Origin of the sequence: Enterococcus sulfureus ATCC 49903 (genome assembly GCF_000407605.1) — a bacterium.
GTDB classification, from domain to species: domain Bacteria; phylum Bacillota; class Bacilli; order Lactobacillales; family Enterococcaceae; genus Enterococcus_G; species Enterococcus_G sulfureus.
On the sequence record NZ_ASWO01000001.1, the window covers coordinates 405,538 to 429,494 of the forward strand.

Sequence of the window (23,957 nt, forward strand, 5' to 3'; positions counted from 1 at the left end):
CATCAATCTGAAGTCCAACTCTTACCTCTAAAAATTAAGATAGCTCAAGGAGGAAAGGAATGACTGTTTATACACCAAAAGAATTAGCTATTTTCTTGGAGTCTTGTAAAAAACATGACAATATGAAAATCGAAACTTATTTTCGTGTTTTAGCCTATACTGGTGCAAGAAAATCTGAAATACTTGCCTTAGAATGGAATGATATTAATTTTGATAGTAACAAATTAACTATCAGTAAAACATTGGCAGAAGTTGAGTATGATCCAAAATCTAAAAAAACTGAAATAACCAGTCAAAGCGCCAAAACAAATGCCGGTAAAAGAAATAGGAAGTAAAACAACAATTCGGGTTTAATATTTTAATTTTTAAAACAACCAATAAACATCAACTTGTCTTCACCAATAGAGAAAATAAATTTTGTCGCCCATGTCAAGCTAATGACTAGTACGACATGATTGCAACTAAATACAAATTAAAACGAATTACACTTAATGAATTTAGAAAGACACATGCCTCTCTTTTTAAAATGACGGGTATGAATTTAGAGGATATTATGTATAGAGTTGGTCATAAAGATTCTAAGATAACTCGTCAAGTTTATAACTACTTCTATCCTGAACGTGAGGAACGCAGTACAGATCAATTCGTACAATTCATTGAAAAAGATAGGTATTTGTTTTAATCGCCGTTGTAGTTAGTTTGCTTTTCAAAAAAAGAAGCACTAGAAACATTGATAAATCAACGTTTCTAGTGCTGAAGTCGGCGTTATCCCACACTACCTTCCATTTCATAGCTGATCAAACGGTTTAGTTCGACTGCGTATTCCATTGGAAGTTCTTTAGTAAATGGTTCCACAAATCCCATAACGATCATTTCGGTCGCTTCTAATTCAGATAGACCACGACTCATCAAGTAGTACAATTGTTCTTCTGAGATCTTCGATACTTTCGCTTCATGTTCTAAGGACACTTGGCTGTTGTGGATTTCATTGAACGGGATGGTATCTGATTTGGATAGATCATCCATGATGATCGTATCGCATTCGATATGTGAGATCGAGCCGGCACTTTTCTTGCCAAACGTTACTTGACCACGATAGTTCACTTCACCGCCGTCTTTGGCGATCGATTTTGATACGATCGAACTTGACGTATTTGGTGCGTTATGGATCATTTTGGCTCCGGTATCTTGGATCTGTTTTGCGCCAGCAAACGCGATCGATAACATCGTACCACGTGCGCCTTCACCTTCAAGATAGACACTTGGGTATTTCATCGTCGTTTTCGCACCTAAGTTGCCATCGATCCATTCAACCGTTGCGCCTTGTTCAGCACGCGCACGTTTGGTTACCAAGTTGTAGACATTATCTGACCAGTTTTGGATGGTCGTGTAACGACAATACGCATCTTTTAACGTAAAGATCTCGACGATCGCCGCATGTAGACTGTTCGTTGAATATGTTGGTGCCGTACATCCTTCGACATAATGCACACTTGCACCTTCATCGACGACGATCAAGGTCCGTTCAAATTGTCCCGTATTTTCAGCATTGATCCTGAAATACGTTTGTAACGGTACATCGACACGCACGCCTTTTGGTACGTAGATGAACGTTCCACCTGACCATACAGCTGAGTTTAGAGCGGCTAATTTATTGTCAGTTGGTGGGACTAGTTTAGAAAAATATTGTTTGAAGATCTCTGGGTATTCTTTTAAAGCCGAATCCGTATCGGTAAAGATGATCCCTAATTTTTCAAACTCTTCTTTCATATTGTGGTAGACCACTTCTGATTCATATTGCGCTGAAGCTCCAGCTAAGTACGCGCGTTCTGCTTCGGGGATCCCGATACGTTCAAAGGTCTCTTTGATTTTTTCTGGTACATCGTCCCAATCACGAGCCGGTTTATCGCTAGCTTTTTGGTAGTATTTGATGGCATTAAAATCAATATCCGATAGATCTGGTCCCCAGTTTTGCATTGGCATTTTGTGGAATGCTTCTAGTGAACGTAAACGAAAATCTAACATCCATTCTGGTTCTTCTTTTACACGTGAGATCTCACGGACGATCTCTTCTGTCAGACCTTCTCCGGTCGTAAAGACAGGTTTGACATCATCGTGGAATCCGTATTTATATTCTTCTAATTCAGGTACGCCCATTTGATTCACTCCTCTGTAATGTTATGGATATAGCCACTTTCACCGATCCCAGTTTCTGGATCTTGAAGGGCTTTTTCAAGTGCTTTCCAAGCCAACGTCGCGCATTTGATCCGAGCAGGGAATTTTGCGACCCCACCGAGCATCGCCGCATCGCCTAATCCATCTAGGTCCTCCACGTCTTTTCCTTGGACAAGTTTTGAAAAATCGGTTGCCAAGTGTTGCACTTCATCTAAGTCTTTGCCTAAAACAGCATCGGTCATCATCGACGCACTGGCCGTACTGATCGAACAGCCATTACCTGAAAAGGCAATATTCTTGATGCGGTCGTCTTCTAATTCTAACTCTAGATGGATGACATCGCCACACGTCGGATTATTCATCTCGATCTGATGGTCTTTAGTATCGAGTGTGCCATGATGATGGGGATGACTAGAATGGTCTAAAATCACTTGACGGTATAAATTATCTAATTTAGAAAGCGCCATGTTGGAAAAACTCCTTTGTTGCCTGGATGGCTGTTAAGAAGACATCGCATTCTTCTTTGGTATTGTAAAAATAAAAACTAGCACGAGCAGTCGATGAGACCGCTAAACGTTTCATCAACGGTTGCGCACAGTGGTGTCCAGCGCGTACCGCAACGCCTTCCATATCAAGAGCAGTCGCGATATCGTGTGGATGGATCCCATCGATCGTAAAGCTGATCACACCCGTGTGTTTAGACACGTCATGTGGGCCATAGATCGTCACGCCGTCGATCGCCGCAAGTTTGGGTAAGACATACTCGACTAGACTTGCTTCATAGTTATGGATCGTATCGAGTCCGATCGCTTGTAAGTACTCGATCGCTGCCGCTAGTCCAATGGCTCCTGCCATATTTGGCGTACCGGCTTCGAATTTCCAAGGCAGTTCTTTCCAAGTACTGTCTTGTAATTCAACAAAATCGATCATCTCGCCACCAAATTCGACTGGTTCCATTTGTTCGAGTAAAGCCCGTTTGCCATATAAGACACCGATTCCCGTTGGACCACATAGTTTATGGCTACTAAAGGCAAAGAAATCGACATCGAGTGCTTGGACATCGACGGTCATATGAGGTGTCGATTGTGCGCCATCGACTACGATCACCGCTTGATGTTCGTGTGCCCATTTTGCCAACTGGTTGATTGGATTGATTACACCCAGTACATTTGAGGCATGAGTGATCGAAACGATCGCCGTTTTAGCATTGATCTTTTCTTTAGCATCTGCTAGATCGAGTTCGCCGTTTTCTGTGATCTCGATATAGCGTAGTATCGCCTTTTTACGTTTGGCCAATTGTTGCCAAGGGATGATATTGGAATGATGTTCCATATAAGAGATCAAGATCTCATCGCCTTCATTCACAAATGCCCCGTAGCTTTGCGCGACCCAGTTTAAACTTGTTGTCGTTCCTCTGGTAAATAAGATCTCCGCTGTGTCTTTGGCATTGATAAAGCCACGTAATGTCTCGCGCGCCTCTTCATACGCTTTTGTTGCCCGTTCGGCTAAGGTATGCACGCCACGATGGACATTGGCATTATCATAATGATAATACCGATCCATCGCATCGAGTACCGCTTGAGGTTTTTGAGTCGTCGCCGCATTGTCCAAATATACCAATGCTTCATCATTGACGGTTTGATCTAGGATCTTAAAGTCCTTACGAATCTCATTGGCATCGAACATACTATAACTTCCCTTCGATAACGTCCACTAATTCTTTTTGGACTGCTTTGATTGGGATCGCCGTTAAGACTGAACCTAAGAAACCACGGATCACTAAACGTTCTGCTTCAGCTTTGGGAATCCCACGACTTAATAAATAATACATTTCATCAGGATCCACGCGACCAACACTGGCTGCATGTCCTGCAGTGACTTCATTCTCATCGATCAATAAGATCGGATTTGCATCGCCACGGGCTTGGTCAGAAAGCATCAAGACACGACTTTCTTGTTGCGCATCAGCACCTTTTGCCCCTTTTAAGATATGACCGATCCCATTGAATGTTAATGTACCTTTTTCACGGATCACGCCATGTTGTAAAATGTGTCCGATCGAATGTTTCGCTTTATTCGTCACGCGCGTATCGATCGCTTGGACTTGGCGTCCAGCACTGATCGCGACTGCTTTGACTTCCGCGTGTGAACCTTCACCGACTAGATCAGAATCAAAGTCTGCGATCACATTGCCATCGTTTAAGACCCCGATCGCCCAATCGATCGACGCATCACGCATCAAATAACCACGACGGTTCATATAGGTCGACACTTGTTCGCCTAATTGATCGATAGCCGAGAATTTGATTTTTGCGCCTGCTTTTGCGATGACTTCAACAATGATATTCGCTGATGCTTTGACCGCGTCTTCTCCAGTCGTCATAAAGCGTTCTAGGTAGCTAAACTCACTATTTTCTTCTCCAACGATCAACACATGTTTAAAGAAATGCGCTGGATTGTTGGCTTGTTGATAAAATAAAGCTTCTAGTGGTTGTTCGATGACGACATTTTTTGGGACATAAACAAATAGTCCACTTGTTAAAAAGGCGATATGCGCTGCGGTTAATTTATCTTCATCTAGTTTTACGGCTTTGGTCATCAAGTACTCTTTGACAAGTTCTGGATGCTCACTTGCTGCTGTAAAGAGATCGGTAAAGATCACGCCTTGATCGATCAAGTCTTGTGGCAATTGTTCAAAAACTGTCACTTCATCTTGTTGGACAAGTAAAGGATGATCAGCTAACGCATCAAATGAAGGGACGTTGGCTTCGACTTGGCTTTCACCTTGTAAAGTCGCTTCATTGATCTCAAATAACGGCCAACGTTCAAAACGAACGCGCTCGATTTTTGGTAAAGCTAGCGTGTCGACAATCGCTAGCGCTTGTTTACGTAAGTCAGTTAAACATGCAGGTTCTTCACGTAATGCAGCATAAGTCATGACGGCATCAAGATGTGCTTGTAAGTCTTTTTTCATCTGCAATCTCCTCCTTACGCTTCTTCTTCTTTATAGTCGATTCCTAATTCTTTACTGATTCCCGCATACCCTTCAGCTTCTAAGCGACGGGCAAGATCCGCGTCTCCAGTCATGACGACACGACCTTCCATCATGATATGCACAACGTCTGGTGTGATGTAGTTTAATAAGCGTTGGTAATGGGTAATGATCAATGAACCAAAGTTTTCCCCACGCATTTCATTGATTCCACGCGCGACAACTTTTAAGGCATCGATATCTAGTCCTGAATCGATCTCATCTAAAATAGCAAATGTTGGTTCTAACATCAACAATTGTAAGATCTCATTACGTTTCTTCTCTCCACCTGAGAAGCCTTCATTCAAATAGCGTTCTGCCATTTCTTCAGGCATATTCAATAGATCCATTTTTTGATCTAATTTTTTAATAAATTGCATCACAGAGATCTTATCGTCTTCATCACGTTTGGCATTGATCGCTGCACGCATAAATTCAGCATTCGTGATCCCTGGAATCTCACTTGGGTATTGCATCGCTAAGAATAAACCTAAGCGTGCACGTTCATCTACTTCAAGCTCTAATATATTTTCGCCATCGAATAAAATTTCACCTTGTGTCACTTCATAGTTTGGATTACCCATGATCGCAGCTGACAAAGTCGATTTACCGGTCCCGTTTGGTCCCATGATGGCATGGATCTCTCCTGTATTGATAGTTAAATTGACCCCTTTTAGGATCTCTTTATCTTCGATTGAAACATGTAGATCTTTGATTTCTAAAACTGACATGTAATTCCCTCCAATGGCTTTTATATTCTCTCTCATTGTAGACTAATTGAGAATGAACTTCAATCGCAACTCTCTAAAAGTTCTGAAAATTTTCTGATTTGTAGCTAAAAAAAACGTTAAATGGCTTTTTTATACCATTTAACGAATCATACTCATTTAATAATCATTCTTAAGAAATCAAACTGTTTTGATAAAAACCTGCTTACACGTCGAACAAGTCACTTTGATTTTGCCTTTGCCTTTTGGTGCCCGTAATTTTTGATGGCAATGAGGACATTCAAAATACAGTTGTGTGACTGCTGTTTTTGTTTGTTTCCGCTTGAATAATTTAGCATCTAACTGTTGGAATTTTAGATGGACCTTTTTATTTTCATTTAAACGCAAATGGATCCGTTTTGAAAAAAATCGATAGAATACATAAACAAAAAGCACGATAACGATCCACCGTAAAAAACTCAACGCAGGAAAAGCACTCACTAGCCATAAGACAAAGGCTATGACGACCACTACTCGATTCAAAAAATCAAAGCGACCATAACGACCACGCATCAAGTTTTGATAAGCTTGAATAAATTTCATTGATTGGCTCCTTTTTCATTCGATTCTGTTTATTTTAGCATAGTTTTCTGCTTGGAAAAATAAAAATCTAGTTTTTTAACTTGACAAGACAAGGAGAAAACGATTAAATTGAACACGTTGTTGAAAAAAGAATAAAGCGAGGAATTACATGAAAGCAAAATGGGGATTAGCATTACTTGCACTAACGACTTTGGGTGTCTTGAGCGCATGTTCAAGCCAAAACGATTCATCTTCTTCATCAGATAAGAATTGGGATGCGATCGAAAAAAACAAAACACTGACCGTCGCCACTTCAGGAACTCTTTATCCAGCATCCTACCACAACGACAACAACGAATTAGTAGGATATGATATCGATGTGATCAAAGAAGTAGCCAAACGGATGGATCTAAAGCCAGAATTTAAGGAATACAATGTCGACGGAACACTTGCCGCGGTTCAAAACGGATCAGCAGATCTAATCGCAAACGATATGGGTGTCAACAAAGAACGTGAAAAGCAATTCACCTTGAGCACACCAATCAAATATTCATTCGGTAGCATGATCGTAAGAAAAAGCGATGATTCCGGTATTAAAGATTTTGACGATCTAAAAGGAAAAAAAGCTGCTGGTGAAGCCACCACAAATTATATGAAAATCGCAGAACAAATGGGCGCCACACTTGTCAACTATGACAACGCCACAAACGATCAATATTTAACAGATGTAGCAAATGGTAGAACCGACGTGATCTTAAATGATTACTATCTACAAAAAATGGCCATCGCCGCGATGCCAGACGTACCAGTAAAAATCTTACCTGGTGTATACTTCAACTTAGACTCTTCGGGGTTCCTCATGAAAAAAGAAAGTACAACATTGATCCAACATATCAATGATACTTTAGCCGAAATGAAAAAAGACGGCACACTCCAAAAAATCTCAAACAACTATTACAATGCAGATATTACTGAAAAACCAACTGAAACGATCACAAAAACCTTTGAAGTGAACGACTAATGCGGGCGACTCTTTATGTACCCACGATCGACTTTAAACTAATTTTTGAGACATTACCTTATGTATTAAAAGGAATTCCCTACACTTTAGGAATTGCTCTCGTTAGTTTTTTGATCGGAAATCTCATCGCGATCATCTTGACGATCTTACTTGAACGGGCAATTGCACCGATTCGCTATCTGATCCGTTTTTATGTATCGTTTCTACGCGGGATCCCGATGATCGTATTGTTGTTTTTATTTTATTTTGGTTTACCGATTCAGTTGAGCGCGATCGAAGCGAGCTGTTTGAGTTTTTCTCTTTCAAGTAGTGCCTTTTTAACTGAGATCTATCGTGGCGCTTTAGCAGGCGTGGACGTTGGCCAACGAGATGCTGGATATTCTTTAGGATTTACGTATAGTCAGCTCATGCGAAAAGTTGTTTTTCCACAAGCCTTTGTCACTGCCGTTCCAGCACTTGGGAACGTGGCGATGGATGTGTTAAAAGGAACGTCTTTGACCGCAATGATTTCTGTGCCGGATATTTTCCAACTAGCCAAAATCGTTGGTGGTCGTAAATTTGATTTCTTTAGCATGTACATTCTAGTCGGTGTTTTATACTGGTTGATGTGTTTATTGATCGGTGCGATCCAAAAACGTGCAGAAGCACGCTTATTAAAAAATATGGGGATCTCAGCAGAAGATCAACGATAAAAAAAAGCCTTTCAGTTTTGAGACTGAAAGGCTTTTTCATACTTATTTTTTATCGTCTGCTTGAGGTGCAGCTTCTTCTTTTTTCTCTTCAGGTTTTTCTAATAACACTTTGCGTGATAAGTTGACCCGACCTTGACGATCGATCTCAGTTACTTTTACTTCAACTTCATCACCAAGTTTTAAGACATCTTCAACATTGTTCACACGTTCATGCGCAATTTGTGAGATGTGAAGTAACCCATCTTTTCCTTTGATCAAGTTTACGAACGCACCGAATTTTTCAACACGAACGACTTTACCCATGTAGATTTCACCGACTTTAACTTCTTTCGTTAATTCTTCGATGATTTCGATTGCACGTTTGATCATTGCCGCATCTGCTGAAGCGATTGATACATTACCATCTTGATCGATATCGATCTTCACGCCAGTTTCTTCGATGATCTTATTGATCGTATCGCCACCTTTACCGATGACATCTTTGATTTTAGATGGTTCGATTTGGATCATTTCGATCTTCGGTGCGTACTCACTTAGTTCTTCACGAGGTTCTGCAAGCGTTGATGTTAATTCTTCTAAAATTTCCATACGTGCTTGCTTGGCTTGATCTAAAGCTTCACGTAAGATTTGTTCTGTGATCCCTTGGATTTTAATATCCATTTGTAGTGCTGTAATTCCATCTTTGGTTCCAGCAACTTTAAAGTCCATATCGCCTAAGTGATCTTCTAGACCTTGGATATCAGTTAAAATCGTATAGTTTTCACCATCTGATACAAGACCCATGGCAATACCCGCTACAGGGGCTTTGATCGGCACACCCGCATCCATAAGTGCTAATGTTCCAGCACAGATACTTGCTTGTGAAGAAGAACCATTTGATTCTAATACTTCGGCAACTAAACGGATCGTGTAAGGAAATTGTGCTTCATCAGGGATCACTTGTGCTAAGGCACGTTCACCTAATGCACCATGTCCGATTTCACGACGACCTGGTGAACCGGCACGACCAGTAGAACCTACAGAAAATTGAGGGAAGTTATAATGGTGGATAAATCGTTTAGACTCTTCCACTCCTAGACCATCAATGATTTGGTGTTCTCCTAAAGGCGCTAATGTACATGTAGACAACGCTTGAGTTTGTCCACGAGTAAATAGACCTGAACCATGAACACGTGGCAATAATTTAACCTCTGAAGCCAATGAACGGATCTCGTCTAATTTACGACCATCTGGACGGATTTTGTCGATCGTGATCAATTCACGAACCACATCTTTTTCAAGATCTTCTGCGATTTGTTTGATCTCTTTGATCATACGTGCTGCTTCTTCAGCTTCTAATGCTTCTGCTTTCTCAGCATAGATTTCTTTAACTGTTTCTTTCACACGTTCGATTTCTTCTTCACGTGCTAATTTTTCTTCTGTCATAACGGCAGTTTTCATTGTTCCATAGTACGCGTCGTATACTTCTTTCGAAAGATCTGCGTCCACTTGTAAAAGTGTAACGTCCATTTTTTCTTTCCCAACAGCTGCTACGACTTCTTCTTGGAACGCTACGATTTCTTTGATCGCTTCATGTCCAAATAATAAAGCATGTAACATATCGGTTTCTGAAACTTCTTTCGCTCCAGATTCTACCATGTTGATCGCTTTACTTGTTCCAGCAACCGTTAATTGGATGTCTGATTGTTCATTTTGTTCTACCGTTGGATTTAACACGTATTCACCATTGACACGACCTACATCAACACCTGCGATTGGGCCATCAAATGGAATATCTGAGATCGCTAAAGCCAATGAAGAACCTAACATTGCCGCCATCGATGGTGAACAATCTTGTTCTACGCTCATCACGATATTCGTTACTTGAACTTCATTACGGAACCCTTCCGCAAACATCGGACGGATCGGACGGTCGATCAAGCGCGCTGTTAGTGTTGCATCTGTACTTGGACGACCTTCGCGTTTGATAAACCCGCCAGGGATTTTCCCTACTGCATACATTTTTTCTTCATAATTGATCGTCAATGGGAAGAAATCTGTATCTTTTGCTTGTTTCGAAGCTACAGCTGCACTCAAAACTACCGTATCGCCGTAACGTACTAATACCGCTCCGTTGGCTTGTTTGGCTAGTTGATTGACTTCAACTGATAAAGGGCGTCCGCCCCAAGTTGTACTAAATACTTGCTTTGTCATAACTTCTCCTTTTCTGCTACCCGTTGCGTCTGCTACTAAACAAATGAAAACATAAAACTTATTTTTTTGCTTTCATTTGGTTAGTAGTGCGCGTTTCACACGGTCATAGCGGGGGGTTTTTATCAAAAAAAAGTGAGATTCGCTTGAACCTCACTTTTTTCATTCGTTTGATTAACGACGTAATCCTAAAGATTGGATCAATTCACGGTAGCGTGCTACGTCATTGTTACGTAGGTAAGCTAATAAGTTACGACGGTGACCAACTTTTTTCATTAGTCCACGTTGTGAATGGTGATCTTTTTTGTGTTCACGGATATGTCCGTTTAATGTGTTGATTTCTTCAGTCAATACAGCGATTTGTACTTCTGGAGAACCAGTATCTCCTTCGTGACGTGCGTATTGAGCGATGATTTCGTTTTTGCGTTCTTTTGAAATTGCCATTTGTAATTCCACCTCTTCATAATATTTCCCAGCGACTGAGTAAAACGTTGGTGATTCGTCAAACCAAGACGTGGGTCGTGTTTTCACACATTACTACTTTACTTGATTCTATTAAAAAATGCAAGTTTGATTATTCGATTTTTTGTTCCTCAATGTGCTCGTCTTCATAAAGATTCGAAACTGTTTTATACCATTCAAAAACGTGAGTAATCACAACTTTTGCTGCTGCATAGACAGGAATCCCTAAGATGACTCCAGCTAATCCAAATAATTTACCTGACGTTAATAAAACAAATAAGATCGTAACAGGATGAATCGATAATTGACTTCCTAAAACTAATGGGGAGATCAACCGCCCTTCGATCGTTTGCTCGATAACAAAGACGACTAGAACTTTTACTAATAAAACCGGTCCACCTACGATCCCTAAAAATACAGCAGGAACCATTGCTAAAAATGAACCTAAATACGGGATCAAATTCAATGCACCAGCTACGATTCCTAGTGTAATCGCATAATCTAAGCCAATGATCGAAAACAAGATCATAAAGATCACAGCGACCAAGAACGCGACAGTAAGTTGGCCTCTAATATAAGAAGAGACTTGATCGTTCATTTCTTTTAATACGACCAATGTTGGTTGACGAAATTTTGTTGGTAAAAATTTAACCAAATACGTCGGCAATTTCTTCCCATCTTTTAATAGATAAAATAAGATAAACGGCATCGTGATAATGGCCACGGTGATCGTAGCCACAGCACCAAAGAAATTCCCAATATTTTGGAACGTACTTTTCGAGACATTTTTTGCGACGTCTGTCACAGAAGAAAGTAGTTTTTCACTAGATGAGGCAATTTGCTCTTGGAATTGTTTGAAGATCGGATCAGAAAATAATTCATCGACACCTTTTTCAGCGGTCTTCATGTAAGATGGAAAATTATCCACAAAACTGACCGTTTGATCACGAATCTCCGGAATGATCACCACGACGCCCCATACGATCAATCCAATGACGACGACAAATAGTAAAATAATACTATAGAGTCGTTTGACTCCCTTTTTTTCTAAGAAATTAACAGCTGGATTCATTAAATAATATAAAATCCCTGATAATACGATCGGTAACCCCACTACCGATAAAAACTGTCCAATAGGCTCAAATAAATACGCCACTTTAGTAAAGACGAATAAAATCAAAAGTAACAATAAGACAACGAGTAGTGCTGTAACGACTTGATTATTTAAAAACCACTTCCAAAACCACGAAGTCGTTCGCTGTGTTGTCGATTTTGGTTGCTTGTCCAACCGAATTCCCCCTTTGCGACTATTTGGTCTATTATAGCATATTCTTGATTTGGGAACGCTTTTTTAGCGACTGCTCTTCTCATATGGTACAATAGCGTTATCTTTGATTACAGGAGGCATACGAATGATTGAAAAATTTTTATTAGGCACGTACACAAAACGTGAAAGTGAAGGAATCTATGAGATTGCTTTAGATACAGACAAAAAAGAATTGACTGATTTAACTCTTTTAACAAAAGAAAGTGGCCCAACTTACTTGGCAAAAAGTGTTGCAGGTAATGTGTATACGGTGACTTCTATCGATGGTAAAGGCGGCGTCACCGCTTATGATCCTTCATTTAATCAATTGAATTCTGTTACAGCTGAAGGTGCATCTCCTTGTTACGTAGCTATCGATGAGCCTCGTCAACTTGTTTACGGTGCGAACTATCATAAAGGTGAGATCACCGTTTATAAAATCAATGAAGATGGTTCATTAACGTTAACGGATTCTGTAGTCCATACTGAAGAAGTCGGCCCTCATGAAAACCAAGACCATGCGCATGCGCATTATTCTGATTTGACACCTGATCAACGCCTAGTCGCGTGTGATCTAGGAACAGATCGCGTGTATACGTACGATGTGTCAACTGAAGGAAAATTGACGTTAGTTTCTACGTATAAAGCTGAACCAGGAACTGGCCCTCGCCATATCACATTCCATCCAACTAAACCAATTGCTTACTTATTTGGTGAATTAGACAGTACTGTAACCGTTCTTTCATATGATGAAACAACGGGTGCATTTGCGCAACAACAAAAATTATCTACATTACCAGAAGACTATACAGCATTTAACGGTGGCGCTGCTATCCGTGTATCAAAAGATGGCCGTTTCGTTTACGCATCAAACCGTGGGCATAATTCGATTGCTGTATTTGAAGTAGCGGAAAATGGTCAACTTACACTTGTCCAACGTATCGCTACAGAAGGGGATATCCCACGTGACTTTAACTTTAATCAATCAGAAGATTTTCTTATTTGTGCACATCAAAACTCAGATAACCTAACATTATTTAGTCGTGATGCAGATACAGGTAAATTAACACTAGAACAAAAAGACGTCTTTGCACCAGAATGTGTCTGTGTTGCACTTGCGTAAAGGAGGCTTTCTATGTTTGGAAAAACACCCAAAGAATTGATCGTAAAAGACTTTTCAAATATTTATAATAAATCACATGCTGTTAGTGAATTGGTTACGACAAGACGCTTCAACGAACAATTGGCGCTTTTAACCACCGCTGAAATCTATGCGATCGCAGAAAAAGCATATGTTCGTTGTGACGTCTTTCCCGAATTGCAAACACAAGAAATCTCTGATTTTGTGAATGCATTTGATACCTTTTATTTTGAACTAAAGCAAGTGCTATTTCACGACAACGATGATTTCGCTTCATTGAAAAATCGCGTTCGTCAAATGCGAGAAGCTTTTGAAATCGTAAACGATTCTTTTAATTTATTATAGGAAGTGTGTTAGATGACAAAAGAAGACGTGTTAACTCGGCTACAAAAAGAACTTTCACTGCCTCGATTGACCATCAAACTAGAAGATAAGCACTATTCTGAAGATGAATACCAACAAGTGAAAGCACAACTTTTAAGCTACTTTGAAGACTATGTCCGAAATATCGAAAATTAAAAAGCGTGTGACAGAATTCTGTCACACGCTTTTTTGGTATAAAAAAAACCACTAGGATGGTTAGACCTAGCGGAAAAAAGGAGTATTTACCCATTGGGATGAGTAAATATAATAAAAAGGTTATTGTTGGTTATAGACCTATTATACGCGGATTTTATCGTGTTACTTGAAAATCCGCTAATAGTTTCATTAAATTATTCTCGTTTTTTAGTATTAACGCATCAACATTTGCGTCATTTTTTGGATGCTGACCGCGATTTCATCAGTTGCTTCATCTTGTTTTGCTTCCGCTGCATTAAAGGCTTCGATATCTACTTTAGGCTGTAAACTCAGTACCATCTCTTCACAACCTGCCACATAAGCCATATACGAGCGTTCAAATTTTTTATGGATTCCTAAGATACGTGCTGGTGGACGTAAAGTACTGATTTTTTCTAGCATCAATTTGTATTTGTCTGTTCCACTTTGAAATTCTGCTACGATCTCAGCTAAACGATTTTCTGGAATTTCTGATGTTTTGTCTTCGTCGATAGCCAAACGGATTTCTTCAAAAGAGGGATTCAATGTACTTCCAATTTTTTCAGTATCGTTTACGATCGTGTTGACCATTGAAATATAGTAACCTAAATCTGGTTTTTTCATAGTATTCGTTCCTTCCATCTTGTTTCTATAGTTTAGTTTACCGTGTTTTATAACACTGTGCAAATGAAAAAAGATGCAACGAATCAAACGTCACATCTTTTTTGTGATTAAGCTTCTTTTTTACGTAATACTAATTTAGCGATTTCCATCAAGACGATCGCACCAATGGCTAAAGCAACCGACGTAAAGAATTCTGGTAATCCGAATGTTGTAGGAATTGAGAAGATTCCACGAACACCTGGTAATAAAGTGAAGGCGTATAGCGCACCACAGAATGTGATCGCATATAACACAGCTTTATTACTAAAGAATCCTGCACCAATCGCCGTTTGAATATTTGAACGTGCTGGGAAAATTTGCAATGTACGTGCTAAGATCAACGTTGAAAATGACATCGCGACACCAAGTTCCATTGATTGTTGCATCCCAATAAATTGAGCGATAATTACAGCTACTCCAATTAAAATCCCACGGTATGTTACCGAAGTCAACGTAGCACCAGAGAAGATTCCTTCTTTTGGATCACGTGGTTTACGATCCATAATATTCGGCTCTGCTTTTTCCATTCCTAAGGCAATCGCAGGCACAGAATCATTTACTAAGTTGATGAACAACAATTGTAAAGCAGTAAACGGATTGTTCCAATCCATGATCAAAGCAAAAATGATCGCGATGATCGCCCCTAAGTTTCCAGCAAATAAATAGGCAACCGATTTTTTAATGTTGTCAAAGACTTTACGTCCTACGCCGATCGCACGTACGATTGAAGCAAAGTTATCATCTGTTAAGACCATCGCTGCAGCATCTTTAGCAACTTCAGTCCCTGTTCCCATCGCAATTCCGATATCTGCTTGTTTTAACGCAGGTGCATCATTGACACCATCACCAGTCATCGCAGAGATATTGCCTTTATTCTGCCATGCACGTACGATACGAATTTTATTTTCCGGAGAAACACGGGCATAAACCGATACTTTTTCAAGAGTTGCGTTTAATTCTTCTTCAGATAAGGCATCGAGTTCTGCACCCGTCAACGCTTGATCGCCCTCTTCATAAAGACCGATTTCTTTTGCGATCGCGCGAGCAGTCGTTTTATGGTCACCTGTGATCATAATCGGTTTAATTCCGGCACTTTTGGCTTGTTTGATTGCGTCGAATACTTCTTCACGTGGTGGATCGATCATCGCAAGTAACCCTAAGAATGTAAACTCTTTTTCATCATCAAGCGTGACTTGATCAGTATCGATTGGTTTATACGCAAAGGCAAGTACACGCAACGCTTTATTTGAGAACTCTTCATTTTTGGCTTTCAATCGTTCGATTGCCGCATCGTCCATTGAGCGAACATCAGTATTTTCTAGATAATGTGTGCTCAGTGAGAAAATAATATCTGGAGCCCCTTTAGTCAATAAGACTTTTTGGCCGTCGATTTCATGGACCGTCGACATCAACTTACGATCAGAATCAAAAGGTAATTCGGCTAATCTCGGATAAGTTTGACGCATCGATTCTGAAGATTGACTCAATTCATTTGCAAAATCAACGAGTGCGATTTCAGTTGGATCGCCAATTTTCTTTCCATCTTCATTAACAGAAGCATCATTCGCCAGTACCGCTGCTTGTAATAAGCGTTCTTCATCTTTTGCCAAAGTTTGATCATCAAAGGCGATATCTTGACCTAATAAGTAAGAATCTACGACTGTCATTTTATTTTGAGTCAATGTTCCGGTTTTATCAGTACAGATAATACTCGTTGACCCCAATGTTTCAACCGCAGATAACTTTCGAATGATCGCATGTTCTTTTGCCATTTGTTTTGTTCCCATTGACAAGACGATTGTCACGATCGATTGTAACGCTTCAGGAATGGCTGCTACCGCTACTGCTACCGCAAACATAAAGGCATTGATCACGCTTGGCCAAACGTCACTTGGTCCTTCGATAAAAATACGTGCTAGTTGGATCCCAAAGATAATCACCGATAATGCTAAGATCGCTAACCCTAATTTTTGAGAGAATTTATCTAAGTTTCGTTGCAATGGTGTAGCTGAAGTCGTGGCATTATTTAGTAGATCAGCAACTTTTCCGATTTCAGTCGTTGTTCCTGTATTGGTTACTAAAAATTTTCCGCGACCATAGACGACTAAGGTGCCACTAAAGACCATATTGACACGATCTCCGACTTGAGCAGTTTGATGCAAGGTCGTTACTTCTTTTTCAGCTGGAACAGATTCACCGGTTAACATCCCTTCATCGACTTTCAAGCTTCCAGCTTCTAGTAAACGTCCATCCGCTGGTACAAAATCTCCTGCATCCAGTAAGACGATATCCCCGACTGCGACTTCACGAGCCGGAATCGTTGTCGCTTCATTGTTTCGTAAGACCTTAGCTGAAGGAGAAGATAGTTTTTTCAAAGCATCTAGTGAATTTTCAGCTTTTTTCGTTTGTACAACACTTACTACCGAGTTTAACAGCAATACGGCAAAAATAACTAAGGATTCAATAGTCGATCCCATCACCATTTGAACGATCGCGACGATCAATAAGACGATAACCATCGCATCTTTAAACGTCTCTAAAAACAATTTCCAAATCGGTGTTTGTTCTTTTGCCTTTAATTCGTTATATCCATCTTTTTCTAACTTCTCTTTGGCTTGTTGACTGCTTAGACCGGTCTCACTAGTTTGGAAGTCTGTGAGTAAGCTGTCTACTTCTTCTTGATAATACGGTTTGTTTTCCAATGTTGACCCCTCCATTTGTTTGACTGCTGACGAAAATAAGAAAAGACCTAAGATAATCACTCGATTGGTACAATCAAATAATTATCTTAGGTCTTACCGTTTAAAATAATACCAGAAAACTGATCACTCAGTTAACTTACTGTTGATATTATCGCGACTTTCGCCACCAGTTACTCCCCTAAGAGTATTTATATTCTGTAATAAGAATAGCAAATATAAAAATAAAATGCAATTAGAACGATCAAAAAAGCTGAGCAAATTTGCTCAGCTTTTTATTAGGCAATAATAGATCCGTTTGGCATTCCTTTAGGTGCTTCTACCACCTGAAGTTTTCCATTTGGATCTTCTGCTGATAAAATCATCCCTTGACTGATCAAGCCACGGATTTTACGTGGTTTCAAGTTTGCTACGATCACGACTTTTTTACCGATCAACGTACTTGGTGACTCATAATATTCGGCAATTCCAGAAAGGATCTGGCGATCTTGTGAATCACCAGCGGCTAAACGAAATTGTAATAATTTGTCTGCACCTTTGACTTTTTGACAGTCGATGACTTCTGCCACTTTTAATTCGACTTTATCAAAATCATCATACGCGATTTGTTTGTCTTTCACAGAAGCAAATTCGGTTTCTGCTGGATCCCATTTTACTGAATCATCAGCACTTTGCGTTCCTTCTGCCATTTTTTCTTTAATATATGCGACTTCTTCTTCCATATCTAAACGTGGGAAGATCGGTGTTCCTTTTTCAACCACTTTGATCTCTGTTGGGAACTCACCAAAATGCAAACTCGTTAAGTCTCCTTTGATTTCTTTTAACCCTAACTGTTCAAAGATTTTCGCTGGAGTTTCTGTCATGATTGGTTGCAACAATAGCGCAACTAATCGTAATGATTCTGCTAAGTGGATCATCACGCTATCAAGTTCTGCTTGCTTGTCTTCTTCTTTGGCTAAGACCCATGGCTGTGTTTCATCGATATATTTATTCGCGCGAGAAACTAAAGTCCAGACCTCAGCTAAAGCCGTAGAAAATTCCATTTTATCCATTGCTTCACGGTAACGACCGATCACATTAGCTGCAGTCGTAGACAACTCGCTATCAAAAGGAGTGACTTTTGATTTGTATTCTGGCACTTGTCCCTCACAATATTTGTTGATCATCGCGATCGTACGGTTCAACAAGTTACCTAGATCATTGGCTAGATCGTAATTCACACGTGAGACAAAATCTTCTGGTGTAAAGACGCCATCGCTACCAAAAGGTACTGAACGCAATAAATAATAACGTAATGCATCTAAACCATAACGTTCTACCAACATTTCTGGATAAACCACGTTACCTTTTGATTTTGACATTTTTCCATCTTTCATCAATAACCAGCCATGACCAAAAATTTGTTTTGGTAGTGGTAGATCTAATGCCATCAACATGATCGGCCAGTAGATCGTATGGAAACGTACGATTTCTTTTCCAACCATATGAACATTTGCTGGCCAATATTTTTGGAATAATTCATCGTTGTCTGTTCCGTACCCTAACGCAGAAATATAATTAGCTAACGCATCGATCCACACATAAACTACGTGTTTTGGATCATTTTTGACAGGAATCCCCCATGAAAATGTCGTCCGTGATACAGCTAGATCTTCAAGTCCTGGCTTAATGAAATTATTGATCATTTCATTTTTACGTGATTCTGGACGAATAAATTCAGGATGTTCTTCGTAATAAGCAAGCAAGCGATCAGCATATTTGCTCATCTTGAAGAAATAAGACTCTTCTTTTACAAGTTCTACTTCATGTCCACTTGGCGCTTTCCCGCCCGTCACATTGCCTTCATCATCACGATATACTTCAGCTAATTGTGTTTCGGTAAAAAATTCTTCATCCGAGACCGAATACCAACCTTCGTATTCACCAAGATAAATATCTCCTTGATCTAAAAGTTGTTGAAAAATCTTTTGCACAGTCGCTTTATGATAATCATCTGTCGTGCGAATAAATTTATCATAACTAATATCTAATGTCTTCCATAATTTTTGAACATCTGCTGCCATTTTGTCCACATATTCTTGTGGTTGAACACCTAGTTCAGCCGCTTTTGTTTCAATTTTTTGCCCGTGTTCATCGACACCTGTTAAATAAAACACATCAAATCCCATTAATCGTTTATATCGTGCAACTGCATCGCACGCAATTGTTGTATATGAGTTTCCGATATGTAATTTCCCACTTGGATAATAAATCGGCGTTGTAATATAAAAAGTTTCCTTTTCAGCCATGCGTGAGCTTCCTCCTCTGTACTTCGAAAGTATTCTTGGATAGTATACCATATTTTAAAATTATCGTAGCCAAATTTCTCTGGATTTTCTCATTTTATCCTTGCATTTTTTTGTGTATGAGTATTTTTTTGCTATAATAACAAAAAAAGAGAAGGGGCAACAAAATGCGTAAAAAACAGTCGCTTTATGTCTTAACGTTTAGTATACTCACGGCGTTTCATATTATTTTTGCTAATTTTTATTTACGAATCTACGGTTACATGAATGCACATGACCATCTGACCGCATTTCTTAGTGCCTCTGTTATCGTCCGAGGATTACTTTTGATTGCGATTTCTGTCGCTGGTTTTACGTGTATCCGGGTAAATCGTCGTTTACTACCTGTTTATCTAGGATTATTTTTGATCAATCTCATTTTATTTTTCTTTATTTAACTAGATCTTTAATTTGAAAGGAGTATCGTATGCCATTTGCTGATCGTAAAGAGGAAAAAGAATATTATGAACACGAAGCTAGCCAAGCTGAATTTTTAGAATGGTATAAGCAACAAGAAAAACCAAAATATATTACACCTTCACTAACTGTCGATATGGTATTGATGTGCTATAGTCGTCAAGATGACCAATTAAAAGTCTTGCTGATCAAACGCAAAGGACATCCCTATAAAGATTCTTGGGCCTTACCAGGTGGTTTTGTCAATCCTAATGAATCGACTGGTGAAAGTGTTTTGCGGGAAACAAAAGAAGAGACGGGTGTATCGATCTCAATGCAAAATATTGAGCAGCTGCATACATTTAGTACGCCTGATCGCGATCCTCGTGGTTGGGTCGTGACGGTCAGTTATCTTGCGTTTATTGGTGAAGAACCCTTGACTGCTGGTGATGATGCACAAGATGTACGTTGGTTTTCACTAGAACGACAAGACAAAACCATCGTTTTGACCAATGAAGATATTTCGATCAAGCTCGACTTTACTACTGGGGAGTCTTACGGAGCAGATCAACTTGCCTTTGACCATAGTGAGATCATTTTACGAGCCTTCAAGCGAATCTTAAATAAGATGGATCACGAACCACAAGTACTGCAAGTATTAGGAGATGATTTTACGATCACCGAAGCTAGAAAAGTATTCGCTAAATTTTTAGGAGTCGATTATCGTTCTATCGATCATTCGAATTTAAAAAAATCACTTTTACATTTTTTACATGAAACTGGCGAAAAACCAGTGGGAATCGGTCGTCCTTCTAAAACTTACCGACTAGATTCAGATTCTTTTGGTGAAAATCGTTTTTAACGATAAAAACACACTCCAATGACTTGGAGTGTGTTTTTTGGTTTTTCATAATTAGTGAGCTGTTGTTCCTAGAAACAAAAAGTACTAGCTTTTTTCTATACCCTAGGCGATCCCTGGCGCCCCTATCCAGTTCTTATAGTCATTTAGAAAATTGTGTACGCCCTAAGTGCTCAAGTGTTTCGCTCTTTTCTTCTTGATCACTTGCTATGTCGATCAAACGCAATTCTTTTCCATACCATTTACCCTTGTAGCGTAATTTTTGCATAAATACATGCCAGTCAGTTTCAGTAAATGAACAATTCTTTTCAAAATTAGGTTCCTTCTCAAGGAAGACATAATCGTATTGTTCGATCAACTTTAACGTTAATTTATCAATATAATCATTCTTTTGATACGCTCGAGTGAGATAAAGCTTATCTACTCGCCGCTTTTGTTTTTGATAATTTTTGGCACAATCCCGATGCACTTTACGTTTTTTCACTATTTTCGCTCGTAACTCCAACTTTTGCCGTGCGCGAGCTAAACGTTCTTCAACCGTGCTTTTCGTTAATTCAGGTAAGTGCTCTCTCCCACAAGAAACACTGACCAAATGTTTGGGACAATACGCAACGCCTACGACTTTCTTGGTTTTTGGTAAAGCCGTAATCTCTTCTAAACAAAGCAAGGATACATAATATTCTTCACTGTTTTTAGCTGAGATCGTTGCGGATTTGATTTGTCCTTTTACTTCACGATGTTGATGCACGTCGATCAACGTCTTAAGCTTAGGCACTTTTAGCTTTCCTTCTTCAAAATAGATCGTATGTTTTTGATTATTTGTCGTATAGGACTGCCAAGTTTTTTTCTTACTTTTTAAATTTGGATAGCCTGCACGCCCTTTGAAAAAATTCAAAAAGGCGCGGTCTAAATTACGTTGAGCATTTGCTAATGCCAGACTATCGGTTTTTTTTAAAAAGGGGTACGTAGCTTTTAATGAGGCTGGCGTTAATTTTAGACTCTCAGCAGAGTAGTGTTCTTCTTTTCGCGCCATCAGTAAATGATTATACACAAATCGTACACAGCCAAATGTTTGCGTAAAAAATTCTTGTTGCTCTTTATTTGGATAAATACGAAACCTATAACCTTTTAAGACATTCATTCGCTAGCCCCCTTTGCAAGATTAGGCTTTTTTCGCAGCCGCCTTTTTCGCAGCTAATTTTTCTTGATACATCGCCACTTCGTCATCGGCAGCATAAACAAAATGACCTTCTGCAATTTCTTGCATACGACGTGGTTTATTTGGATCTAATGTATTCGCATACTTGATCCGTTTGCGTTTACGTTCGATCTCTGGATCTGGCAACGGGATCGCTGAAAGTAAACTTTCTGTATAAGGATGCACACCATAGTTGTAGACCTCATCGCTGCTTCCAACTTCTAATAATTTCCCTAGATGCATCACGCCGATACGATCGCTAATATGTTTCACCATCGACAAATCATGAGCAATAAACAAATATGTTAAATTATGTTCTGCTTGTAAGTCTTGTAATAAGTTCACGACTTGGGCTTGGATCGATACATCTAGTGCTGAGATTGGCTCATCACAAATGATAAATTTAGGATCCACAGCTAATGCACGTGCAATTCCGATCCGTTGACGTTGTCCACCTGAAAATTCATGTGGGTAACGCGTTCCATGAGATGGATTTAACCCAACGGTACGCAATAGGTCATCGACACGTTGATTGCGTTCTTGTGTATTCTGTGCTAAACCATTCACATCGATTCCTTCCGCAATAATGTCGCGGACTTTCATACGTGGATTCAATGATGCATAAGGATCTTGGAAGATCATTTGCACTTCACGACGGAATTTTGCTAGATCTTTTTTGCCTTTGATTTTCATCACGTCATCGCCATTAAATAAAATCTGACCATCCGTTGGTTCATTCAAACGAATCACACTACGCCCCGTAGTTGATTTCCCACTACCTGATTCTCCTACAAGCCCAAAGGTTTCACCTTCATAAATGTGAAAGGTAATATCGTCGACGGCTTTTACTTCGTCTTTACGGCCAACATTAAAGTATTGTTTTAGGCCTTGTACATCTAATAAAACTTTTTTCACTTACCTTTCCTCCTCTTAGTCTTCGAATGCATTTTCGCGGAATTTTTTCCAACGAATTTGGATTTCTTCTGGTGGTGTTACTTTTGGCGCTTGTGGTGCCAATAACCAAGTTGCTGCTTTATGCGTTGGCGATACATCAAAAAATGGCGGTTGTTGTTCCGCATCGATTTGCATCGCAAACTCATTACGAGGATAGAAAGCATCTCCTACTGGTGGTTGCAACAAATCAGGTGGCGAACCAGGAATCGCATATAGACGTTCTCCATTATTTTCAAGCGTTGGCATCGAACCAAGTAAGCCCCATGTGTATGGATGTTGTGGATTATAGAAAATCTCACGTGCTGTCCCGATTTCAATGATCTTTCCAGCGTACATCACAGCGACGCGATCGGCAACGTTGGCTACCACCCCAAGGTCATGGGTAATAAAGATAATCGATGAATTGATTTTCTTTTGAATATCTTTTAATAATTCTAAGATTTGGGCTTGGATCGTTACATCAAGAGCAGTTGTTGGCTCATCTGCAATCAAGACTTGTGGATAACAAATCAAAGCGACCGCAATCACGATCCGTTGACGTTGTCCACCTGAAAATTGATGGGGGTAATTCTTCAAACGTTTTTCAGCATTTGGGATTCCTACTAAATTCAATAACTCTAAAGCTTGAGCCATCGCATCTTTTTTCGATACTTTTGTATGTTTGATCAATGATTCTGCAACTTGTTTTCCAATTGGCATCGTTGGATCAAGTGATGTCATTGGATCTTGGAAAATCATCGCGATTTCTTTTCCACGCATTTTTTGTAATTCTTTTTCGCTTTTCATCACGATGTCTGAACCGTTGAATAAAATCTGACCATTCTCGATATTCGCGTTTCCAGCTAAAAGTCCCATGATACTACGTGTCGTTACAGATTTCCCACTACCTGACTCTCCTACGATCGCTAGCGTTTCTCCTTCATGAAGATCAAAGCTCACATTACGGATCGCTTGGACTTTTCCTGCATACGTATCAAAAGAAATTTCTAAGTCTTTTACTTCTAATATTTTTTTCATGCT

Annotated in this window: 22 protein-coding genes and 1 pseudogene; 8 read left to right on the forward strand and 15 right to left on the reverse strand. The window is 39.6% G+C overall.

Annotated features, from left to right (window positions below; translation table 11 throughout):
- Positions 1-59: 59 nt before the first annotated feature.
- Positions 60-682 (forward strand): annotated as a pseudogene (locus I573_RS01850) (site-specific integrase); the annotation flags it as partial.
- Positions 683-765: 83 nt separating this feature from the next.
- Here I573_RS01850 and sufB read toward each other — a convergent pair.
- The 6 genes from sufB to I573_RS01880 all read right to left on the reverse strand — a co-directional run bounded on the left by sufB (position 766) and on the right by I573_RS01880 (position 6,516).
- Positions 766-2,157 (reverse strand): Fe-S cluster assembly protein SufB, encoded by a 1,392-nt coding sequence (gene sufB / locus I573_RS01855; protein WP_016184870.1) that lies wholly within the window; start codon positions 2,155-2,157, stop codon positions 766-768.
- 5 nt (positions 2,158-2,162) lie between these two features.
- Positions 2,163-2,642, reverse strand: coding sequence for a Fe-S cluster assembly sulfur transfer protein SufU (sufU, locus tag I573_RS01860; RefSeq protein ID WP_016184871.1), 480 nt, complete (start codon positions 2,640-2,642; stop codon positions 2,163-2,165).
- Positions 2,629-3,861 carry a cysteine desulfurase gene (locus tag I573_RS01865; RefSeq protein WP_016184872.1) on the reverse strand — a complete coding sequence of 411 codons (1,233 nt, stop codon included), beginning with the start codon at positions 3,859-3,861 and terminating at the stop codon, positions 2,629-2,631. Before I573_RS01865 ends, sufU begins: the two co-directional genes overlap by 14 nt.
- A gap of 1 nt (position 3,862) precedes the next feature.
- Positions 3,863-5,149, reverse strand: coding sequence for a Fe-S cluster assembly protein SufD (gene sufD / locus I573_RS01870; protein WP_016184873.1), 1,287 nt, complete (start codon positions 5,147-5,149; stop codon positions 3,863-3,865).
- Positions 5,150-5,163: 14 nt separating this feature from the next.
- Complete coding sequence (sufC, locus tag I573_RS01875; protein ID WP_016184874.1) at positions 5,164-5,937, reverse strand: Fe-S cluster assembly ATPase SufC; 774 nt, start codon at positions 5,935-5,937, stop codon at positions 5,164-5,166.
- A gap of 177 nt (positions 5,938-6,114) precedes the next feature.
- Positions 6,115-6,516: a zinc ribbon domain-containing protein gene (locus tag I573_RS01880; protein WP_016184875.1), complete on the reverse strand. Its 402-nt coding sequence runs from the start codon at positions 6,514-6,516 to the stop codon at positions 6,115-6,117.
- Positions 6,517-6,664: 148 nt separating this feature from the next.
- Between I573_RS01880 and I573_RS01885 the strand changes: the two genes are divergently transcribed.
- Positions 6,665-7,516, forward strand: a complete 852-nt coding sequence (locus I573_RS01885; RefSeq protein ID WP_016184876.1) for a transporter substrate-binding domain-containing protein — start codon at positions 6,665-6,667, stop codon at positions 7,514-7,516.
- Positions 7,516-8,208: an amino acid ABC transporter permease gene (locus I573_RS01890; protein ID WP_016184877.1), complete on the forward strand. Its 693-nt coding sequence runs from the start codon at positions 7,516-7,518 to the stop codon at positions 8,206-8,208. Before I573_RS01885 ends, I573_RS01890 begins: the two co-directional genes overlap by 1 nt.
- Positions 8,209-8,250: 42 nt before the next feature.
- Here I573_RS01890 and pnp read toward each other — a convergent pair whose 3' ends face one another.
- The 3 genes from pnp to I573_RS01905 form a co-directional block, all read right to left on the reverse strand.
- Positions 8,251-10,401: a polyribonucleotide nucleotidyltransferase gene (pnp, locus tag I573_RS01895; RefSeq protein ID WP_016184878.1), complete on the reverse strand. Its 2,151-nt coding sequence runs from the start codon at positions 10,399-10,401 to the stop codon at positions 8,251-8,253.
- A 171-nt stretch (positions 10,402-10,572) separates the two neighbouring features.
- Complete coding sequence (gene rpsO / locus I573_RS01900; RefSeq protein WP_016184879.1) at positions 10,573-10,842, reverse strand: 30S ribosomal protein S15; 270 nt, start codon at positions 10,840-10,842, stop codon at positions 10,573-10,575.
- A gap of 130 nt (positions 10,843-10,972) precedes the next feature.
- A complete protein-coding gene (locus tag I573_RS01905; protein WP_016184880.1) occupies positions 10,973-12,148 on the reverse strand; it encodes an AI-2E family transporter in 1,176 nt (391 codons plus the stop codon).
- Between the two features lie 124 nt (positions 12,149-12,272).
- On the opposite strand from I573_RS01905, the gene I573_RS01910 reads away from it, so the two are divergent.
- Genes I573_RS01910 through I573_RS11485 form a run of 3 tightly spaced genes read left to right on the forward strand, consistent with a single transcriptional unit; the run spans position 12,273 to position 13,826 of the window.
- Positions 12,273-13,289, forward strand: a complete 1,017-nt coding sequence (locus tag I573_RS01910; protein WP_016184881.1) for a lactonase family protein — start codon at positions 12,273-12,275, stop codon at positions 13,287-13,289.
- 12 nt (positions 13,290-13,301) lie between these two features.
- Entirely contained in the window at positions 13,302-13,652 is a 351-nt protein-coding gene (locus I573_RS01915) for a hypothetical protein (protein WP_016184882.1), read from the forward strand.
- A gap of 12 nt (positions 13,653-13,664) precedes the next feature.
- On the forward strand, positions 13,665-13,826 hold the full coding sequence (locus tag I573_RS11485; protein ID WP_016184883.1) for a hypothetical protein: 162 nt from the start codon (positions 13,665-13,667) through the stop codon (positions 13,824-13,826).
- A gap of 213 nt (positions 13,827-14,039) precedes the next feature.
- Here the strand turns inward: I573_RS11485 and I573_RS01920 are convergent, their stop codons facing one another.
- From I573_RS01920 to metG, 3 genes are all read right to left on the reverse strand, one after another.
- Entirely contained in the window at positions 14,040-14,468 is a 429-nt protein-coding gene (locus tag I573_RS01920; RefSeq protein WP_016184884.1) for a hypothetical protein, read from the reverse strand.
- A 107-nt stretch (positions 14,469-14,575) separates the two neighbouring features.
- On the reverse strand, positions 14,576-17,224 hold the full coding sequence (locus tag I573_RS01925) for a cation-translocating P-type ATPase (protein ID WP_035020373.1): 2,649 nt from the start codon (positions 17,222-17,224) through the stop codon (positions 14,576-14,578).
- 260 nt (positions 17,225-17,484) lie between these two features.
- Positions 17,485-19,494 (reverse strand): methionine--tRNA ligase, encoded by a 2,010-nt coding sequence (gene metG, locus I573_RS01930; RefSeq protein ID WP_016184886.1) that lies wholly within the window; start codon positions 19,492-19,494, stop codon positions 17,485-17,487.
- A 164-nt stretch (positions 19,495-19,658) separates the two neighbouring features.
- Between metG and I573_RS01935 the strand changes: the two genes are divergently transcribed.
- Together I573_RS01935 and I573_RS01940 are read left to right on the forward strand one after the other, a co-directional pair.
- Positions 19,659-19,928 (forward strand): hypothetical protein, encoded by a 270-nt coding sequence (locus I573_RS01935; RefSeq protein ID WP_016184887.1) that lies wholly within the window; start codon positions 19,659-19,661, stop codon positions 19,926-19,928.
- 29 nt (positions 19,929-19,957) lie between these two features.
- On the forward strand, positions 19,958-20,788 hold the full coding sequence (locus I573_RS01940; RefSeq protein ID WP_016184888.1) for an NUDIX domain-containing protein: 831 nt from the start codon (positions 19,958-19,960) through the stop codon (positions 20,786-20,788).
- Between the two features lie 139 nt (positions 20,789-20,927).
- Here the strand turns inward: I573_RS01940 and I573_RS01945 are convergent, their stop codons facing one another.
- From I573_RS01945 to I573_RS01955, 3 genes are read right to left on the reverse strand one after another with little or no spacing between them, the layout of a single operon-like run.
- Entirely contained in the window at positions 20,928-21,926 is a 999-nt protein-coding gene (locus I573_RS01945; protein WP_016184889.1) for an RNA-guided endonuclease TnpB family protein, read from the reverse strand.
- A 21-nt stretch (positions 21,927-21,947) separates the two neighbouring features.
- Positions 21,948-22,898, reverse strand: a complete 951-nt coding sequence (locus I573_RS01950) for an ABC transporter ATP-binding protein (RefSeq protein WP_016184890.1) — start codon at positions 22,896-22,898, stop codon at positions 21,948-21,950.
- 15 nt (positions 22,899-22,913) lie between these two features.
- Positions 22,914-23,954, reverse strand: a complete 1,041-nt coding sequence (locus I573_RS01955) for an ABC transporter ATP-binding protein (protein WP_016184891.1) — start codon at positions 23,952-23,954, stop codon at positions 22,914-22,916.
- Positions 23,955-23,957: the final 3 nt, after the last annotated feature.

Coding starts and splice junctions, on each gene's coding strand:
- sufB (WP_016184870.1), bottom strand. CDS start 2,157: ATGGGCGTACCTGAATTAGAAGAATATAAATACGGATTCCACGATGAT.
- sufU (WP_016184871.1), bottom strand. CDS start 2,642: ATGGCGCTTTCTAAATTAGATAATTTATACCGTCAAGTGATTTTAGAC.
- I573_RS01865 (WP_016184872.1), bottom strand. CDS start 3,861: ATGTTCGATGCCAATGAGATTCGTAAGGACTTTAAGATCCTAGATCAA.
- sufD (WP_016184873.1), bottom strand. CDS start 5,149: ATGAAAAAAGACTTACAAGCACATCTTGATGCCGTCATGACTTATGCT.
- sufC (WP_016184874.1), bottom strand. CDS start 5,937: ATGTCAGTTTTAGAAATCAAAGATCTACATGTTTCAATCGAAGATAAA.
- I573_RS01880 (WP_016184875.1), bottom strand. CDS start 6,516: ATGAAATTTATTCAAGCTTATCAAAACTTGATGCGTGGTCGTTATGGT.
- I573_RS01885 (WP_016184876.1), top strand. CDS start 6,665: ATGAAAGCAAAATGGGGATTAGCATTACTTGCACTAACGACTTTGGGT.
- I573_RS01890 (WP_016184877.1), top strand. CDS start 7,516: ATGCGGGCGACTCTTTATGTACCCACGATCGACTTTAAACTAATTTTT.
- pnp (WP_016184878.1), bottom strand. CDS start 10,401: ATGACAAAGCAAGTATTTAGTACAACTTGGGGCGGACGCCCTTTATCA.
- rpsO (WP_016184879.1), bottom strand. CDS start 10,842: ATGGCAATTTCAAAAGAACGCAAAAACGAAATCATCGCTCAATACGCA.
- I573_RS01910 (WP_016184881.1), top strand. CDS start 12,273: ATGATTGAAAAATTTTTATTAGGCACGTACACAAAACGTGAAAGTGAA.
- I573_RS01915 (WP_016184882.1), top strand. CDS start 13,302: ATGTTTGGAAAAACACCCAAAGAATTGATCGTAAAAGACTTTTCAAAT.
- I573_RS11485 (WP_016184883.1), top strand. CDS start 13,665: ATGACAAAAGAAGACGTGTTAACTCGGCTACAAAAAGAACTTTCACTG.
- I573_RS01920 (WP_016184884.1), bottom strand. CDS start 14,468: ATGAAAAAACCAGATTTAGGTTACTATATTTCAATGGTCAACACGATC.
- I573_RS01925 (WP_035020373.1), bottom strand. CDS start 17,224: ATGGAGGGGTCAACATTGGAAAACAAACCGTATTATCAAGAAGAAGTA.
- metG (WP_016184886.1), bottom strand. CDS start 19,494: ATGGCTGAAAAGGAAACTTTTTATATTACAACGCCGATTTATTATCCA.
- I573_RS01935 (WP_016184887.1), top strand. CDS start 19,659: ATGCGTAAAAAACAGTCGCTTTATGTCTTAACGTTTAGTATACTCACG.
- I573_RS01940 (WP_016184888.1), top strand. CDS start 19,958: ATGCCATTTGCTGATCGTAAAGAGGAAAAAGAATATTATGAACACGAA.
- I573_RS01945 (WP_016184889.1), bottom strand. CDS start 21,926: ATGAATGTCTTAAAAGGTTATAGGTTTCGTATTTATCCAAATAAAGAG.
- I573_RS01955 (WP_016184891.1), bottom strand. CDS start 23,954: ATGAAAAAAATATTAGAAGTAAAAGACTTAGAAATTTCTTTTGATACG.